A 16,274-nucleotide genomic window follows, 5' to 3' on the forward strand; every position below is an offset into this window, starting at 1 on the left:
GCCGTTCACCGCCCGGTGACCTCCGAGGTCACCGGACCGGACGGCGCGGAGCGCGGGAGGCGGGCGCGCCCCTCCCCCGGGCCACCGGAAACCGGGGCCGCGGAGGGAGGCGCCCCGTTTCCGGCCCCACCCCCCGCGGGCAGGCCGGCCCACCCGGCCGGCGCCCGCCGGGCGGACCGCCCGCCCCCTCCCCGGGACGACGGTTCCGCTCCCCGCACCACCAGCACCTTCGGAAGGACCTCCCAGTGAGCACCGGCATCACGCTGCCCGGCGGCGGCGTTCCCCTGTCCCGGCTCGTGCTCGGCACGATGACCTTCGGCGACACCGTGGACGCCGAGGGCGCCGCGCACATGCTGCACGCCGCGCTGGACGCCGGCGTCACGGGCGTCGACACCGCCAACGGCTACGCGGGCGGCGAGAGCGAGCGGATCGTCGGCCGGCTGCTCCGCGGCCGGCGCGAGCAGGTCGTCCTGGCCACCAAGGCGGGCATCCCCCACCCCGACCAGGAGGGCCACGCCCCGCTCTCCGCGGCCGGGCTGCGCGCGGCGCTCGAAGGCAGCCTCCGGCGGCTGGAGACCGATTACGTCGACCTCTTCTACCTGCACCAGCCGGACCGGGCCACCCCGGTGGAGGAGACCCTGGGCGCCGTCGCGGAGTTCGTGGCGGAGGGCAAGGTGCGGGCGCTCGGGGTGTCCAACTACGCGGCGTGGCAGATCGCCGAGCTGGCGCGGGCCGCGGACGCGGCCGGGGCACCCCGCGCGGTGGTCGCCCAGCAGCTGCACAATCTGCTGGCCCGGCGGATCGAGGAGGAGTACACCGAGTACGCGGCGGTCTCCGGCCTGCGCACCATGGTCTACAACCCGCTCGGCGGCGGGCTCCTCACCGGCCGCCACACCTTCTCCGCGACGCCGAGCACGGGCCGCTTCGGCGACTCGGCCCTCTCCGCGATGTACCGCAAGCGGTACTGGGACGAGCGGCTGTTCGACGCCGCCGGACGGCTCGCCCGGATCGCCGCGGACGCCGGTCTCGAACCCGCCGAGCTGGCCCTGCGCTGGCTGGCCGGGCGCGACTCCACCGACGCCCTGCTGCTCGGCGGCTCCCGCACCGCACACCTGCTGGCCAACATCGCCGCCGTGGGACGCGGCCCGCTGCCGGAGGCGGTGACCGCCGCCTGCGACGAGGTGGGCGCGGAGCTGCGCGGCCCCATGCCCGCCTACAACCGCTGACCCCGGCCCCGGGCCGCCGCTTCCCCCGCCGCTCCCGGAGCCCGGAGCCGCACCCCGGCCGCCCCGGCCGCCCCACTCCCCGCGCGGAGCCCGCGCCCACCCGTACACCGGCATCCGCCCCGCACCCGCACCCGCACCCGCACCCGCACCCGCAGAAAGAGCACTCCATGCCCGAGCCCTCGCCCTCCGCCCCGGCCGCCTTCGTCTCCGCGCTCCGCGCCCGCCGCCCGCTCCTCGGCTACTGGTCGGTGCTGGACTCCCCGGTGTCCACGGAGCGGGTGGCCCGCCTCGGGTACGACTACGTCGCGCTCGACGCGCAGCACGGGCTGCTGGAGTACCAGGGGCTGCTCTCCTCGCTCACCGCGATCGACACCAGGGGCAGCACCGCGGTGGGCGTGGTGCGCGTCATCGCCAACGACCCCGCGCCCATCGGCCAGGCCCTGGACGCGGGCGCCACCGCCGTGATCGTGCCGCTGATCGACACCGCCCGGGACGCGGCCGGCGCCGTCGCCGCCGTCCGCTACCCGCCGCTGGGCCGGCGCTCCTACGGACCGATGCGCTCCGGTCTGCGCATCGGGCCGAACCCTGCGGACGCCCACGAGCAGACCGCCGTCCTCGCGATGATCGAGACGGAGAGCGGTCTGGCCCACGTCGAGGAGATCTGCGCGACCCCCGGTCTCGACGGCGTCTACGTCGGCCCGTCCGACCTGCGGATCGCGCTCGGCGGGGCCACCTCCACCGACCCGGCCGTCGACGCGGAGTTCGAAGCGGCCCTGGTGAGGGTGCGGGAGACCGCCGCCGCGGCGGGGATCGCCGCCGGCATCCACACCGCGGACGGCGCGAGCGCGGCACGGCGTCTGGCCGAGGGGTTCACCTTCGCCAGCGTCGCCAGCGACCTGACCCACCTCGAACAGATCGCCCGCCACCACCTGTCCGCCGCCCGTCCCGCCGGATCGGAGGGGTGACCGGCATGCCCACCACCGTCATCACCACCCCCACCTTCGCGCGCCACTCCGCCGAGCCGTGGACCCTGCTGGAGGCGGGCGGGGCCGGCCCCGTGCGCCCCTTCGGCGCCGCCGCGCCCACCCCGGAACAGCTCCTCGGCGCCGTCGCGGAGGCGGACGCCCTGATCGTGGGGATGGACACGGTCACCGCCGAGGTGATCGCCGCGGCTCCCCGGCTGAAGGTCGTCGCCAAGCACGGCGTGGGCGTCGACACGATCGCGCTGGACGCGGCCCGGGACCGGGGCGTCGCCGTGGTCTGCGCCCCGGGCAGCAACTCCCGCGCCGTGGCGGAGTACACCTTCGGCCTGATCCTGGACCTGACCCGGGGCATCACCGAGACCCACCGGGCGGTCACGCGCGGGGAGTGGCCGAAGCGGTTCGGTCCCGAACTGGCCGGGCGGACCCTCGGCGTGATCGGCTTCGGCCGGATCGGCCGGCTGCTCGCGGGCTACGGTGCCGCGTTCGGCATGACCGTCCTCGCCCACGACCCGTACGTCCCCGAGGCGGAGATCGCCGCCACCGGCGCCCGCCCCGTGAGCCTGGCCGGCGCCCTCGCGCAGGCCGATGTCCTCAGTCTCCACCTGCCCGCGGACCCCGCCCGGGGCCCGCTCCTCGACCGGCGCGCTCTCGCCGCGACGAAACCCGGCGCCTACCTGGTCAACGCGGCGCGCGGCGGACTCGTCGACGAGACCGCGCTCGCGGAGCTGCTGCACGAGGGGAGGCTGGCCGGCGCCGCCCTGGACGCCTTCGCCACCGAACCCCTCGGCGACAGCCCGCTCCGGGACGCCCCCAACGTCCTCCTCACCTCCCACACCGCCGCGTGCAGCCACGAGGCCAACCAGGAGATGGGCCGGATGGTCGCCGAGGACGTGCTCCGCGTCCTCGCCGGCGCCCCGCCCCTGCGGCCCGTCCCCTGACCCTCCCCCGCCCGCGGCTCCCCGCCCCACCTCCCTGCCCCTCCCCGGACGGCTCCGACGCCGCCCGGCCGCTCCCCGAGGACGGCCCATGTCCCAGACGACGACCCCGGAGCCCACCGCGGCGCCGGTGGCTCCCCCCGACCCCTACGCCCTGACACCCGACGCCGTGAAGGAACCGCCGCGTTCCTTCACCGGCCGCCTCCGCCACCTCGGCCCCAGCTTCGTGATCTCCGCCGCGGTCGTCGGCTCGGGCGAGCTGATCGTCACCACCTCCCTGGGCGCCCGCGCCGGGTTCGCCCTGCTCTGGCTCGTGATCGTGTCCACCGCCGTCAAGGTGTGGATCCAGGTCGAGCTGGCCCGCTGGACCATCCTCAACGGCCGCACGGCGCTGGACGGCTACCGCGAGGTGGGTCCCCGGATCGGCCGGCTGGGCTGGATCAACTGGCTCTGGATCGGCATGGACTTCGCCAAGATGTTCCAGCGCGGGGGCATCATCGGCGGCACCGCCGCCGCCTGCTCCGTGCTCTGGCCCATCACGGGCGAGGCGCTCAGCTTCCCGTCCCTGGCCACCTGGGCCGTCGTCATCACCGCCGGCACCGTGGCCCTGCTCAGCACCGGCCGGTACGGGGTGGTGGAGCGGCTGTGCGTCGCCGCGGTGGTCGTCTTCACCGTGATCACCGTGGTGCTGGCGCTCGGCCTGCCGCTGACCGAGTTCGGCTACGGCGCCTCGGACCTGGCGGGCGGTCTCGCGCTGACGATCCCGCTGGGCACCGCCGGCATCGCGCTGGCCATGTTCGGCATCACCGGCATCGGCGCCGACGAGATGACCACCTACAGCTACTGGTGCCTGGAGAAGGGCTACGCCCGCTGGACCGGGCCGGACGACGGCAGCGAGGAGCGCGCCCGGCGCGCCGAGGGCTGGCTGAAGGTGATGCACCTCGACGTGCTCGCCGGCTGGATCATCTGCACCCTGTGCACGCTCGCGTTCTACGTCATCGGCGCCTCCGTGCTCCACCCGCAGAACCTGGTGCCCGAGGGCAACTCGATGATCACCACGCTCTCCCGGCTCTACACCGACACCATGGGCCCCTGGGCCGAGTACCTGTTCCTCGCCGGTGCCATCGCCGTGCTGCTCTCCACCCTGATCGGCTCCTGCGCCAGCGTGCCCCGGCTGTGGACCAACACCCTCGGCCTGCTCGGGGTGATCGACTGGCGGAACACGGCGCAGCGCCTGCGGACCATCCGCATCCTGACGGTGTGCCTGCCGGCCCTGTGGCTCTGCTTCTTCCTCTACGTGCAGTCACCGGTCCTCATGGTGCAGATCGGCGGCATCGGCGGCGGCATCTTCCTGCTCGCCGTGGTCGTCGCCGTCTGGCGGCTGCGCTCCACCGGCGTCCCGGCCCGCTTCCGCAGCAGCACGCGGCTCACCGTCGCCCTGGTGCTGAGCAGCGCCGCGATCGCCTTCCTCGGGGTCTACGGCGTCCTCAACACCCTCGGGGTGATCGACGCCGGCTGACCCGCCGCCCCGCACCGCCGCGGGCGCGCTCCGCGCACCGGCCCCCGCCCTGCCCCTGTTCCGCCCGCGTACCGGCGGAACAGGGGCAGGGCCGTGACCGCGGGCACGGGCCCGTTCCCGCCACCCGGGCCTGCGTGCCCGGGTGGCGGGCTCCCGGATCGGCCGGCCGATCCGGAACCGGTCACGCCACCGAGGTCACGGGCCCGCTCCCGTCGGCGGCGCGCAACGACGTGATCAGCGCGGTACGCGCCCGGGCGACCCGGGAACGGACCGTGCCGACCGGGCAGTGGCTCACCTCGGCCGCCTGCGCGTAGGGCAGCCCGAGGAGCTGGGTGAGGACGAACGCCTCCCGCCGTTCCTCGGGCAGCGCGTCCAGGAGTTCGGCGAGGGCGATGCCCTCCTCGAATCCGGGCAGCCCCCGCGGCTGGGCGCGCTCGACGGCGCCCTGCCAGTCGTCGGTGTCGGAGAGCCGGGGACGGGCGGCCGAGTACCGGTAGTTGTCGATCACCGCCCGGCGGGCGATGGACAGCAGCCAGGTACGGGCGGAGGAGCGGCCCTCGAAGCGGTGCAGGCTGCCGAGGGCCCGCAGGAAGGTGTCCTGGGCGAGGTCGTCCGCGTGCTGCGGGTCCGCGCCGAGATAGGTGACGTAGCGACGGACGTCGCGGTGCAGGGCGCGGACGAAATGCTCGACGGCCTCGCTGTCGCCGCCGCGGGCCGCCAGGGCCCACGCCGTGATGGAGGCGTCGGCGCACGCCTCCCGCTCAGCTGCCGCCGGGTCGGCGGTTCTCCCGGCGAGGGGCGTCGTGTCGTGCGCGGTGGGCAGGGCAGGGCTGATCACTCGATCTCCTTCTCGGGGTGCCCGGACCGGAGACGGCGCGCGACGCGGCGGGCCCGGTCCGGTGAAGGGGGAAGCGGGCCGTACGCGGGCAGGGCGGCGTACGGCCGTCACCCGAGCCGTCCGGGCGCACAGGCCCGGAGCGGGATCGGGGGAACCGGCTGTCCTCAGCGGACAGCGGCCCCCACCGGCGGCCCCCGGAAGGTGATCGCAGAGACGAGGAGCAGCCGGCGCGGTGCGGGGGCCACGTGGCCCCGCCGGGCGCGCACACGCGGACGGTGCGGCGGGCCGGGCGGGCTGAGCAGCAGCAACGGCAGCCACAGCGGCACGGTCAGCCGGCCGGCGAGAGTCCGCAGGACCCGCCGGATCCGGAAGACGGCGCGTTCGCCGTGGGCCAGCCACACGCCGCACACCAGAGCGGCCAGCAGATGGGCGGCAAGCATGCCGAGGGACATGCCGTCCGCGGCGTGCGTCAGGTGCCCGGCGGACAGGACCCCGTCCGCCGGGCCCGCGGCGCCGGTCAGGGAGTGTGCCCCCTGAGCCAGGGACTCCGCCGGGGCCGGCGGTTCCGCGCCGTGTCCCGGGTGGTGCCCGAGGACGTGGGCGGCGGTCGACGCGGTCGGCACGGCGCCCCCCGCCGGTGCCGCGCCGCCCGGCGGGCACGGGAGGCGTCCTCCCGTGGCGGGCTCCCCGCAGGACGGGGCGGAGCCCGCCACCGACTGCGCGAAGGAGAACCACAGGTGCAGCGCCGTCTGGACGCCCACCGTGAAGACCGTGACGAGGAGTGGCCCACGCTCCCGGCCTGCCAGGCAGCCTGCCGCCGCGGCGGTCCCCGCGAACGCGGCGGCAGGCGCCCACCAGGGCAGGGCGACGCCGGACATCAGCACATGCCCCAGGGCGGCGAGCAGCGCGCAGACGGCGGCGAACACCACGGCCCGTGCGGCGCGCGCGCACCACCCGACTGTCATGGCGTCATCCTCGCACTTGCGGTTCACCCGATCGTGGTGAGGTACGAGCCACTCCCCGCCCCGGGACTCACCGTCGGCACCGTGATCCAGGGCACATCACGAGGCGGGAACCCGGGAACCGCCCGGTCCGACTTCTGTGCCCGGAGGTGTCCGTGACGAAGGAACAGCCAGGGCGGAACACGCCCGGCACGGTGGCCGCCGGGACAGGGCCGGAGAGCGGGAGAGCGGCGGGGACGGGTGCGTTGACCGCGCTGCTGACCTGCGTCATGGCCTTCTCGATGCTTCAGCTCTTCCTGATCGGGGCGCTGGGCCCGCGGCTCGTGGCGGAGCTGGGGGTCTCCCCGGCGGTGCTGGGGCTGACGACCACCGTCGGCTTCGGCACGGCCGCCGTCCTGTCCCCGGCCGGCGGCCGGGTGGTGGACCGGGTCGGGCCGCGGCGGTGCCTCGTGGCGCTCCTGGGGCTGACGGCGTCGGCCCTCGCCCTCATCGGGGCGGCCCCCGGCGCCGCGTTCCTGCCGGCCGCCGTCGCCCTGGGCGGGCTGCCCCAGGCACTGGCCAACCCCGCTACGAACAAGGCGATCCTCGCCGCCGTCCCACCCGCCCGGCGCCCCTCGGTGACCGGATGGAAGCAGTCGGGGGTGCAGCTCGGGGCGTTCGCGGCCGGGGTGCCGCTCACGGCACTCGCCGGCCTGGCCGGCTGGCGGGCCGCCGTGTGGACGGCGGCGGGTCTCGCGGTGCTGGCCACCGTGTGGGCGGCGCGGGCCCTGCCCCCGGATCCACCGGCCGTCCCCACACCGGCCCACTGGGTGCCGCGGGGCGCGATCGCCTGGCTGACGGCGTTCTCGCTGCTGCTCGGCTGCGGCGTCGCCTCCGTCAACACCTATCTGGCACTGTTCGGCACCGAACGGCTCGGCCTCGGACCGGCCACCGCGGGCGCTCTCGTGGGCGTCGTGGGCGTGGCGGGGATCGCCGGCCGGGTGGGCTGGTCGAAGGCCGCGGGGCGGCCGGGCCTGGCGGACCGGCTGCCGGGCGCTCTGGCCGCCGGGGCGGTGGCCGCGGCGTTGCTGCTGGCCGTTTCGCCGTCGGCCCGCCCGCTGGTGTGGGCGGGCGCGGTGGCCGTGGGGGTCTTCGCCGTGGCGGCGAACGCGGTGTCCATGGTGCTGGTGCTGCGCCGGGCCGCGCCGGGCCGGGCGGGCCAGGAGTCGGCACTGGTCTCCGCGGGGTTCTTCGCCGGATTCGCCCTGGGCCCGCCGCTGTTCGGGACACTCGCGCAGGCGGGTCGGTACGGAGCGGGCTGGCTGCTGGTGGCCGCGGAGTTCGCCGGGGCCGCCACGCTGGCACTGCTGTGGGCCGTCCGCGAACGCCGGACGGGCGCACGGCCACCGGCACCGGGCCGGTGACCGCCCCCGACTGGGCGGCCGGGGCGCTGGCCGCCGTGATCCACCGGGTGGGGGTCACCCGCGCCGCGGCCGGCGAGCGCTTCCCGCTCTACGCGGACCCGGAGACCGGCGTGTGGCGGACGACCGGGCGCGGTTCGTGGACCGGTGGGTTCTGGGCGGGGCTGCTCTGGTTGCGCGCCCGGTACACCGGTGCCGCTGCGGACCGCGCGGCGGCGCGGAGCTGCACCGCCCGCCTGGCGGGCTGGATCGGGGCGGACACCGCAACCCGCGGGCTGATCCTCTGGTACGGCACCGCCCTCGCCGACGAGGACCTCGGACCCGGCCTGCGGGAGCGGGCCGGCCGCGCCTGCCTGGAGGCCGTGGATCCCGGACTGGGCGTGGTGCCCTGGGGGTCGGCGTTCGGCGGGCCGCGGCTGCTGGCCCGCGTGGACGGCGTACCGGGCACGGTGCCGCTGCTCGCCCTGGTGGACACCGGGGCGGCGCGCTCACATCTGGAACGCCATCTCGGCCTGTGGGCCGCGCGGAAGCCGCCCGGCTGGGCGTGGCGGCACGACCCGGCGACGGGCTGGACGGCCTGCCCCGGCCCGGCGCCGGGCTGGAGCCGCGGACCGGCCTGGCTGCTCCTCGCACTCGCGGAGGCGGCGCGCCTGCCCGGGGCCGGCGAGTGGGCCGCGCACCGCGTCGGCGGGCTGCTGCCGGACCGCGTCGTCCCACCCGCCGACACCGCCCGCCCCGAGGGCCCGGTGGACACCTCGGCCGCCGCCGTCACCGCGCTGGCCCTGCTGGGGCTGGGCCGCACGGACCACGCCACCGAGATCCTCCACGCACTGGTCTCCCGTCACTTGACCGCCGACGGCCGCCTCCTGGACGGCTGTTACGACCTGGCGGCCGGCACCGCCGTCCGGCACGAGCTGATCTGGGGGGACTTCTTCCTGGCGTACTCCCTCGCGGTCCTCACCGGACTCGCGCCCCTCGACGCCGTCCGGTGCCCCGCCCCGCAGGACTCGCCGGGCGCGGACGCCGGGGGCCACCGCCCGGCACCCTGAGCGTCCGCGGCACCGGCCGCCCCCGCGCCCCCGCGCCCGCCCCGGTGCGTCCGTGCGCTCCCGGCCCGGATCCCCTCGCGCCGGCCCCCGGGCCGCCCCGGCCGCACCCGCCGGCCCCCGGCGGCGCTCACGTCCGCGCCGGCCGCAGCACCCTGCGGGCGACCGACACGATGTGCAGTTCGTCCGGGCCGTCGAGGAGGCGCGCGGCCCGGCCCGTGCGGAAGAGGGCGGGCAGCGCGGTGTCCGGACCGAGGCCGGCCGCCCCGTGGACCTGGATCGCCGCGTCGGCCACCTGTTCCAGGGTCCGGGCGGCGGCGACCTTGGCCAGGCCCACCTCGATGTGGGCGTCCAGCCCGGCGCCGAGCCGGGTCGCGGCCTCGTGGACGAGGGGCCGGGTGGTGCGCAGCGCCAGCAGGGACTCGAAGACGTGTCGCTGGACGAGCTGCAAGTCGCCCAGGACGCCGCCGGAGCGGGCACGGGTGGCGGCGCGCTCCCGCATCAGCCCGAAGGCGCGGCGGGCCTGGCCGAGCCAGCGCAGGCACCGCAGGGTACGGCCGAGCTGAAGCCGTTCGGCGGCGACCGCCAGGGCCCGGCCGCGCTCGCCGATCAGGTGCCCGGGTGGCAGGCGTACCCCGTCGAGCGCGATCTCCGCCTGCCCCGCCGCGCCGAGCACGGGCAGTTCGCGCACCACCCGGAAGCCCGCCGCGGCGGCCGGGACGAGCAGCAGGGACAGCCCTTCCCGGTCGGGCGCCTCCCCGTCGGTGCGGGCGAGGACCGTGACCAGATCGGCGCCGCCGGCCCCGCTGGCGAACCACTTGCGGCCGGTGACCCGCCAGCCGCCCGCCCCGTCCGGGACGGCGCGGGTCCTGGTGAGGAAGGGGTCGGTGCCGGGGACGTCCGGCTCGGTCATCGCGTAACTCGCCATCAGCTCCCCGGAGACCAGTGGCGCGAGGTACCGCTCGCGGACCTCCGGGGAGCCGTGCCGCCACAGCATCAGGGCGTCCAGCAGCGCGTGGGAGCCGAGCGCCGCCGGACCGTGGTCGCTCTCCCCCTCGGCCTCGGCGACATGGGCGTACGCCTTCAACGGCATTCCCTGGCCGCCGAGTTCGGTGGGGAGGGGCAGCGCCCACAGCCCTTCCCGCCGGGCCTCCCGCCGCAGCCGGGCGAGGGCCGCCGCCGCGTCCGGTCCCCCGCCGTCCAGGACCGGCTCGCAGGGCAGTACCCGGTCCCGGACGAACTCCGCCACCCGGTCGCGCACCTCCCTGATGTCCGCGGGGCACTGCGGATCACCGAACGTCACTTCCGTCACTTCTTCCCCAGCCCTTCGGGAACTCCCGCGCATGCGGCTCCGACTGCTCATCCGTGGAACTGGTCGGGGCCCGGGATCCCCGGGTTCCCGCTCGTCAGGAAAGGACAGGCATGGGTACACCAGCCACACCGGCCACACCGGCCACACCGGCCGCCGCGCGGGCCACCCGGCCGCTGGACGGACTGCGTCTGGAGACCGCCGGGCCGCCGGGACCGGCCGACCGGCTCGTCACGGAGCATCTGCGGCTCCTCGGCGCCGAGGGCGGCGGGGACCCGGGAGGGAGGATCACCGTGTCCGGCCCGGGATTCCCCGGGTTCACCGCCGCCACCGCCTGGGGCTCCGCAACGGGCCGGCCGGCGGATCCCGGCGTGACCGACGAGGCGACCGCGCAGGCGGCCACCGGGATCATGGCGGTCCACGGCCGCCGCGACGGCTCCCCGCGCGGCCTCGCCGCCGACTACACGGCGGCCGCCGCCGGCGTCCTCGCCGTACAGGCCCTGCTGGCGGGGCTGCTCGCCCAGGCACGCGGCGGCGGCCCCCGGGGCGCCGAGATCACCGCGGAGCGGGCCGGACTGCTCGCCGTCTCCCAGTACCTGGCCGCGGCGGGCGCGGAGGAGGGGGAGGCCGCCGGCATCGCGCCGGGCGGGCCGCCCTTCACCTCCGCCGACGGTGTCGTCTTCGAACTGGAGACACTCGACCCCGGGGCGTGGGCGGCTTTCTGGCGGGAGCTCGCCGCTCCCGAGGAGCCGATACGGCGCGGCTGGCGCCCCTTCCAGTTCCGCTACGCCACAGCCTGCGCCCCCGTTCCGGAGGCGCTGCACGCCGCCGTGCGGGCCCGCTCCTGGCGGAGCGTCCAGGAGGCCGCGGGGTCCTCCGGGGCCGAGGTGTGCGCGCTGCGCCCGCTCGGCGAACGGGCGGCGGAGTACGACGGAGCCCCGCCGTGGAAGCTCACCCCCGGGGGAACGGCGCCCGCCGGGAGACCGGCCCCCGCCCCGCCCGCCGGGGCACCACTGGCCGGGCTGACCGTTCTGGAGGCGGGCCGCCGCATCCAGGCCCCGCTGGCCGCGCACCTGCTCGGGCTGCTCGGCGCGGAGGTCATCCGGATCGAGCCGCCCGGCGGTGACCCACTGCGGGGGATGCCACCCGCCTGCGGGGGGATCTCGGCGCGCTGGCTCGCGCTCAACCGGGGTAAGCGGGCCGTCGAGGTGGACATCAAGTCCGCGGCCGGCCGGGTACGGCTGCGGGAGCTGGCAGCCGGGGCCGATGTCTTCCTGCACAACTGGGCGCCGGGCAAGGCCGCCGCCCTCGGCCTCGACCACGAGGACCTGGCCGCCGCCAACCCCGCGCTCGTCTACGCGTACACCAGTGGATGGGCGGGCCGGCTGCCCGGGGCGCCGATGGGCACCGACTTCATGGTGCAGGCCCGGACCGGGGTCGGGGAGGCCGTGCGGCCCGCGGACGAACCACCCGCGCCCTCCCTGATGACCCTGCTCGACGTGCTCGGCGGTCTCCTCGGCGCCGAGGCCGTGCTGGCGGGGCTGCTGCTGCGGCAGCGGACCGGCACGGGCGCGCGGGTGGACTCCTCCCTGCTCGGCGCCGCCGACCTCCTCACCGCGCCCGCCCGGGCGCGGGCCGCCGCGGGCCGGGCCCCCCGCCGGCCCGCCGGGTTCCGCCGGCCGCTGCGCACCGCGGACGGCTGGATCACGCCCGCCGACCACTGCCACGTCCCGGTGGGCGCGCGGAACCTGTCCGCCGTGCCCACCGCACCGGCCCTGGAACGGTTGCGCGGACACGGCCTGACGGCCGTCCCCGTCGTCACCGACCTCACCGATCTGATCACCGCCGGCCCCGTCACCCGGGACGCCCACGGTGCCCCCGCCGTCCCCGCCCCCTGGAGCTTCACATGACCGTCGCCCTCCACGACCTGCTGCCCGCCGGACTCCGCCGCTCCTGGGCCGCCGACGGCACCTGCCCCGACCTGGACCTGTACAGCCTCTACCGCGCCCACCGGATCGCCGGCCCGCACCGTACGGCGGTTCTCGACGCCGAGGGGGAACTCTGTTACGCCGCCCTCGACCGCAGAGCGCGATGTCTGGCCGCCGGGCTCGCCGGGCTCGGCATCCGCCCCGGTGACGTCGTCGGCGTCCAGCTGCCCAACGGCCGCGACGCCGTGACCGCCGATCTGGCGCTGGCCGCGCTGGGCGCGGTGGCGCTCCCGTTCCCGGTGGGCCGCGGCGGGCGCGAGGCCGCCTCCTTGCTGCGCAGGTCGGAGGCGGTCGCGGTGATCGCGGCGACCGGGCACCGGGGCACTGCGCCCGCGGCGGACCTGCTGGTCCTGGCCGGGCAGCTCCCCGCCCTGCGCGCGGTGGTCGCGGCGGGCTCCGGTGCCGTGCCCGAAGGGGCCGTCGCCTTCGGGGAGTTGCTGCGTACCGATCCGAAGGGGTTCACCCCCGCACGCCCCGACCCCGACGCGGCGGCCCGCATCCTCGTCTCCTCCGGTTCCGAGGCCGAGCCGAAGATGGTGGCGTACTCGCACAACGCCCTGGCGGGCGGACGCGGCAACTTCCTCGCCTCACTCATGGACGGGCGTCCGCCGCGCTGTCTGTTCCTGGTGCCGCTGGCGTCCGCGTTCGGCAGCAACGGGACCGCCGTCACCCTCGCCCGGCACGGCGGCACGCTGGTCCTGCTGGACCACTTCACCCCCGAGGCCGCGCTGGAGGCGGTCGCGGCACACGAGCCGACCCACGTCCTGGCCGTCCCGACCATGCTGCGGATGATGCTGGACCGGCTGGCGGAGGGCGGACACCGCGTGTTCCCACCCCCCACGGCCCTGGTCCTGGGCGGCTCCCAGCTGGACGAGGCCACGGCGGCCGAGGCCCGCCGATCCTTCGGATGCCCGGTCGTGAACCTCTACGGCTCGGCCGACGGCGTCAACTGCCACACCGGCCCCGCCGAAGGAGATCCGCGCCGGGGCGGCCGCCCCGGCGGCCCCGGCGTGCTCGCCGGCCGTCCGGACCACCGGGTGGCCGACATCCGCATCGCCGTCCCCGGCACCCGGGAACTCCGCGAGGCCCCCCGGGGAACGGTCGGGGAGATCGTCGCACGGGGGCCGATGACCCCGCTGTGCTATGTCGCCGCCCCCGACCTGGACTCCCGGTACCGCACGCCGGACGGCTGGGTGCGGACCGGGGATCTCGGCGTGATGGAGGAGGACGGAACCCTGTGGATCGTCGGCCGGCTCAAGGACGTCGTGATCCGGGGTGGGGCCAACATCAGCCCCGCGGAAGTCGAGCTCGAACTCGCCACACATCCGGGGGTGCGGGACGTGGTGTGCGTCGGGATTCCCGACGCGCTGATGGGCGAGCGGCTCGCGGCCTGCCTGGTACCGCGCGACGGCGCGACGGCGCCCACGCTCGACGAGCTCCGCGCCCACCTCGGCGCCCGCGGCCTGGAACGGCGCAAACACCCTGAGCGGCTGCTCCTCCTCGACGCGCTGCCGCTCACCCCGGCCGGCAAGCCGGACCGCGCCGCGCTACGGGACCGGTGTGCGGAGGCCGGGCCCGCGCCGGGAGAGGTGGCACCGGCCCCGGCGAGCTGACCGGTGGGCGCGCCGGGGGCGACAGGGGAGGGGGCCGCCCGGACGATCCGGGCGGCCCCCCTCTCCCGGGCCACCTGACGCGGCCCCCCTCCCCCCCGGCCACCTGCCGGCGGGCGGGCCGGTCCTCCGGGCGCCTCAGAGGGCCCTCATGACCTTCTCCACCTCCGCCGCCGCGTTCCGGTACACGCTCAGCAGATCGAGCTTGCCGTCCGGGTAGTTGACGATCGCCACCTGCTGCGCGCCGGAGTCCGGCAGCACCTCCCCGGTGCTCATGTGCACGTTGTCCAGCACCAGCTGCGGCTTCTTCCTCGACAGCGCGGAGAGCTGCTCGGCGGTCACCGCCTCGGGGCCGTAGGTGCCGGCCAGCTCCGCGCCCGCCATCTTCGCCGTCCACGCGGTGAACACCTGGGCCACGGCGGTCGGCGCCTTCCCGTCCGGCCAGGCGTCCTTGAGCCCCTTGCGCAGTTCGCCGTACTCGGTGTCGAAGGACTCGGTCCACCGCGCGGCCGCGTCCTCCGTCCCGAACAGCTTGCCCAGGCGGGCCACTTCGGCCTTCACCTTCCCGGCGTCGTTGTCCAGGGCGACCTCGACCAGCTCGGCGTCGGAGCCGGCCGCCTCCTTGAACTTGCCCGCGTACGGCTCGAACTCCGCGTAGAGCACGAAGTCCGCCTCCGCGACCGCCGCCAGGTCCGAGGGCTTGGGATCGTAGTCGGGGGCGTGCTGCACCGACTGGTCGACGATCACCTCGACGTCCTCGGCGCCCGCGGCCTTGGCGAAGGCGCCCTCCCAGGTGGTGGTGGTCACGACGACGGGGCCGCCGGGGGAATCGCCCTGCTTCGCGCCGTCACCCGAGGCCGAGGACGCGGCAGACGATCCGGCCGGGGAGCTCTCCCCACCGCAGCCGGTGGCGGTCAGCACGAGCCCCGCGCCGAGGGTCAGTGCGAGGAGGGGAGTGATGCGGACGCCGGTACGCGCCATGAGCGGATTCTCCGTTCGGGTATGAGGTGCACGGCGAGGACGACCACGCCGGCGATGAGGACGAGCACGGGCCCGGGAGGCAGGTCGTGGCGGAGCGCGACGAAGAACCCGGTGAGGTTCACGACGACACCGATCCCGACCGCCCAGGCGGTGATGGACAGCAGCGAACGGCCCAGCCGCCGGGCGGCGAGTGCGGGCAGCAGGGTGAGCGCGTCGACGAGCAGCGCGCCGGTGAGCTTGATGGCCCCGGCCACCGCCACCGCGACGAGGACGAGCAGCAGGAGGGTGAGCCGTTCCACCCGGACCCCCGAGGACTGGGCGAGTTCGCGGTCGTGGAGCAGCAGGGCGATGTCCCGCCGCCGCCACCAGAAGAGCCCCGGCACGGCGACGGCCAGGGCGGTCAGCACCCACAGATCGGCGGTGCCCACCGAGAGGATCGAGCCCCAGAGCAGGGCGAAGGCGCCCGCCGCGTTGACCCCCGAGACCGCGAGCACGAGCAGCGCCGCGGCGATGGCCAGGCTCATCAGCAGGCCCATGGCGCCCGACAGACCGCTCGGGGTGCGGGCCAGCGGTGCGACCCCCGCCCCGGCGAGCGCGCAGGCCACCAGGGCGCACAGCATCGGGTCGAGCCCGGTCAGCAGACCGAGCGCGATGCCGAGCAGCGCGACGTGCATCATCGCGAACCGCACCGGCATGATGTCCAGCCCGACGATGACGACACCGATCACGGGCAGTCCGACGGCCGCCACCAGCAGCGCGAGACCGGCCCGCTGGACGGGCACCAGCTCCAGCAGCGCGCCGACGTCGGCGGCGGCCAGGGCGTTCACCGGACCTCCCGCAGCCGTCCGGCGGCCATCTCCAGCACCCGGTCGCAGCGGTCCGCCAGCGCCCGGTCGTGTGTGACGACCACCACGGTCACCGGCAGGGCCAGCAGCACGCCGGCCGCCTCCTCCTGACCGGAGAAGTCGAGGGCGGCGGTGGGCTCGTCCGCGAGCAGCACCCCGGCCCCGGCGGCCACACAGCCGACCGCCCGCGCCAGGTACATCCGCTGGAGCTGGCCCCCGGAGAGCGTGTGCAGAGGCCGGTCCGCCAGGTCCCCGACCCCGAGCCGTGCCGCCGCCCTACCCGCGGCGGCGCGGTCGCCGCCGCTCGCCAGCAACTCACCGGCGGGCAACGGGAACCGTCCGGTGGCGGGTTTCTGGGGAATCCACGCACACACCCGGCGCCGTTCCGCCCACCCGGCCGCGCCCCGGGGGGCCCGGCCGTCCACCAGGATCTCCCCGCCCGCCGGCCGGTGCAGGCCGAGCACGGCGCGCAGCAGCGTCGTCTTGCCCGAACCGTTGGTGCCGGTCAGCGCCACCCGCTGCCCCGCCGCGACCTGTAGATCGACGTCGCGCACGGCATCGACCCGGCCGTGCCGGCAGACGACCCCGGACATCCGGACGTCCAGCCCTCCCATGCCACCTCCTCCTCGCTT

14 protein-coding genes are annotated in these 16,274 nt (G+C 76.6%); 8 read left to right on the top strand and 6 right to left on the bottom strand.

The annotated features are described in order from the left end of the window. Nucleotides 1-245: 245 nt before the first annotated feature. The 4 genes from HCK00_RS11655 to HCK00_RS11670 all read left to right on the top strand — a co-directional run bounded on the left by HCK00_RS11655 (nt 246) and on the right by HCK00_RS11670 (nt 4,663). Nucleotides 246-1,226: an aldo/keto reductase gene (locus HCK00_RS11655; RefSeq protein ID WP_311765267.1), complete on the top strand. Its 981-nt coding sequence runs from the start codon at nt 246-248 to the stop codon at nt 1,224-1,226. A 167-nt stretch (nt 1,227-1,393) separates the two neighbouring features. Further along, nucleotides 1,394-2,191: an HpcH/HpaI aldolase family protein gene (locus tag HCK00_RS11660; RefSeq protein ID WP_168101776.1), complete on the top strand. Its 798-nt coding sequence runs from the start codon at nt 1,394-1,396 to the stop codon at nt 2,189-2,191. A 5-nt stretch (nt 2,192-2,196) separates the two neighbouring features. After that, nucleotides 2,197-3,147: a phosphoglycerate dehydrogenase gene (locus HCK00_RS11665; protein ID WP_168101777.1), complete on the top strand. Its 951-nt coding sequence runs from the start codon at nt 2,197-2,199 to the stop codon at nt 3,145-3,147. 88 nt (nt 3,148-3,235) lie between these two features. Continuing rightward, a complete protein-coding gene (locus HCK00_RS11670; RefSeq protein ID WP_168101778.1) occupies nt 3,236-4,663 on the top strand; it encodes an Nramp family divalent metal transporter in 1,428 nt (475 codons plus the stop codon). 181 nt (nt 4,664-4,844) lie between these two features. Here HCK00_RS11670 and HCK00_RS11675 read toward each other — a convergent pair whose 3' ends face one another. Then, nucleotides 4,845-5,501, bottom strand: coding sequence for a sigma-70 family RNA polymerase sigma factor (locus tag HCK00_RS11675; RefSeq protein WP_375781949.1), 657 nt, complete (start codon nt 5,499-5,501; stop codon nt 4,845-4,847). 164 nt (nt 5,502-5,665) lie between these two features. Then, nucleotides 5,666-6,466, bottom strand: a complete 801-nt coding sequence (locus tag HCK00_RS11680) for a hypothetical protein (protein ID WP_168101779.1) — start codon at nt 6,464-6,466, stop codon at nt 5,666-5,668. Between the two features lie 242 nt (nt 6,467-6,708). Between HCK00_RS11680 and HCK00_RS11685 the strand changes: the two genes are divergently transcribed. Then, nucleotides 6,709-7,866 carry an MFS transporter gene (locus HCK00_RS11685; RefSeq protein ID WP_240965479.1) on the top strand — a complete coding sequence of 386 codons (1,158 nt, stop codon included), beginning with the start codon at nt 6,709-6,711 and terminating at the stop codon, nt 7,864-7,866. Continuing rightward, nucleotides 7,863-8,912: a sugar ABC transporter permease gene (locus tag HCK00_RS11690; RefSeq protein ID WP_311765268.1), complete on the top strand. Its 1,050-nt coding sequence runs from the start codon at nt 7,863-7,865 to the stop codon at nt 8,910-8,912. Before HCK00_RS11685 ends, HCK00_RS11690 begins: the two co-directional genes overlap by 4 nt. A gap of 127 nt (nt 8,913-9,039) precedes the next feature. Here the strand turns inward: HCK00_RS11690 and HCK00_RS11695 are convergent, their stop codons facing one another. Further along, entirely contained in the window at nt 9,040-10,254 is a 1,215-nt protein-coding gene (locus HCK00_RS11695) for an acyl-CoA dehydrogenase family protein (RefSeq protein ID WP_168101780.1), read from the bottom strand. Between the two features lie 77 nt (nt 10,255-10,331). On the opposite strand from HCK00_RS11695, the gene HCK00_RS11700 reads away from it, so the two are divergent. Together HCK00_RS11700 and HCK00_RS11705 are read left to right on the top strand one after the other, a co-directional pair. Next, complete coding sequence (locus HCK00_RS11700; RefSeq protein ID WP_168101781.1) at nt 10,332-12,128, top strand: CoA transferase; 1,797 nt, start codon at nt 10,332-10,334, stop codon at nt 12,126-12,128. Continuing rightward, nucleotides 12,125-13,819 carry a class I adenylate-forming enzyme family protein gene (locus HCK00_RS11705; protein WP_168101782.1) on the top strand — a complete coding sequence of 565 codons (1,695 nt, stop codon included), beginning with the start codon at nt 12,125-12,127 and terminating at the stop codon, nt 13,817-13,819. Before HCK00_RS11700 ends, HCK00_RS11705 begins: the two co-directional genes overlap by 4 nt. 135 nt (nt 13,820-13,954) lie before the next feature. On the opposite strand, the gene HCK00_RS11710 is transcribed toward HCK00_RS11705, so the two are convergent. The 3 genes from HCK00_RS11710 to HCK00_RS11720 are packed head-to-tail and all read right to left on the bottom strand — an operon-like array spanning nt 13,955 to nt 16,256. Beyond that, nucleotides 13,955-14,797 carry a metal ABC transporter solute-binding protein, Zn/Mn family gene (locus HCK00_RS11710; protein ID WP_168101783.1) on the bottom strand — a complete coding sequence of 281 codons (843 nt, stop codon included), beginning with the start codon at nt 14,795-14,797 and terminating at the stop codon, nt 13,955-13,957. After that, nucleotides 14,755-15,624: a metal ABC transporter permease gene (locus tag HCK00_RS11715; RefSeq protein ID WP_168101784.1), complete on the bottom strand. Its 870-nt coding sequence runs from the start codon at nt 15,622-15,624 to the stop codon at nt 14,755-14,757. Before HCK00_RS11715 ends, HCK00_RS11710 begins: the two co-directional genes overlap by 43 nt. Further along, nucleotides 15,621-16,256 (bottom strand): ATP-binding cassette domain-containing protein, encoded by a 636-nt coding sequence (locus HCK00_RS11720; RefSeq protein ID WP_168101785.1) that lies wholly within the window; start codon nt 16,254-16,256, stop codon nt 15,621-15,623. The genes HCK00_RS11715 and HCK00_RS11720 overlap by 4 nt, the downstream gene beginning before the upstream one ends. Between the last annotated feature and the right edge of the window lie 18 nt (nt 16,257-16,274).

Source organism: Streptomyces zingiberis (assembly GCF_012034935.1).
Lineage (GTDB): Bacteria > Actinomycetota > Actinomycetes > Streptomycetales > Streptomycetaceae > Streptomyces > Streptomyces zingiberis.

Bases quoted from the DNA above. Each gene is read 5' to 3' on its own strand.
- HCK00_RS11665 (WP_168101777.1), top strand. From the start codon at position 2,197: ATGCCCACCACCGTCATCACCACCCCCACCTTCGCGCGCCACTCCGCC.
- HCK00_RS11695 (WP_168101780.1), bottom strand. From the start codon at position 10,254: ATGCGCGGGAGTTCCCGAAGGGCTGGGGAAGAAGTGACGGAAGTGACG.
- HCK00_RS11700 (WP_168101781.1), top strand. From the start codon at position 10,332: ATGGGTACACCAGCCACACCGGCCACACCGGCCACACCGGCCGCCGCG.
- HCK00_RS11680 (WP_168101779.1), bottom strand. From the start codon at position 6,466: ATGACAGTCGGGTGGTGCGCGCGCGCCGCACGGGCCGTGGTGTTCGCC.
- HCK00_RS11660 (WP_168101776.1), top strand. From the start codon at position 1,394: ATGCCCGAGCCCTCGCCCTCCGCCCCGGCCGCCTTCGTCTCCGCGCTC.
- HCK00_RS11705 (WP_168101782.1), top strand. From the start codon at position 12,125: ATGACCGTCGCCCTCCACGACCTGCTGCCCGCCGGACTCCGCCGCTCC.
- HCK00_RS11710 (WP_168101783.1), bottom strand. From the start codon at position 14,797: ATGGCGCGTACCGGCGTCCGCATCACTCCCCTCCTCGCACTGACCCTC.
- HCK00_RS11670 (WP_168101778.1), top strand. From the start codon at position 3,236: ATGTCCCAGACGACGACCCCGGAGCCCACCGCGGCGCCGGTGGCTCCC.
- HCK00_RS11720 (WP_168101785.1), bottom strand. From the start codon at position 16,256: ATGGGAGGGCTGGACGTCCGGATGTCCGGGGTCGTCTGCCGGCACGGC.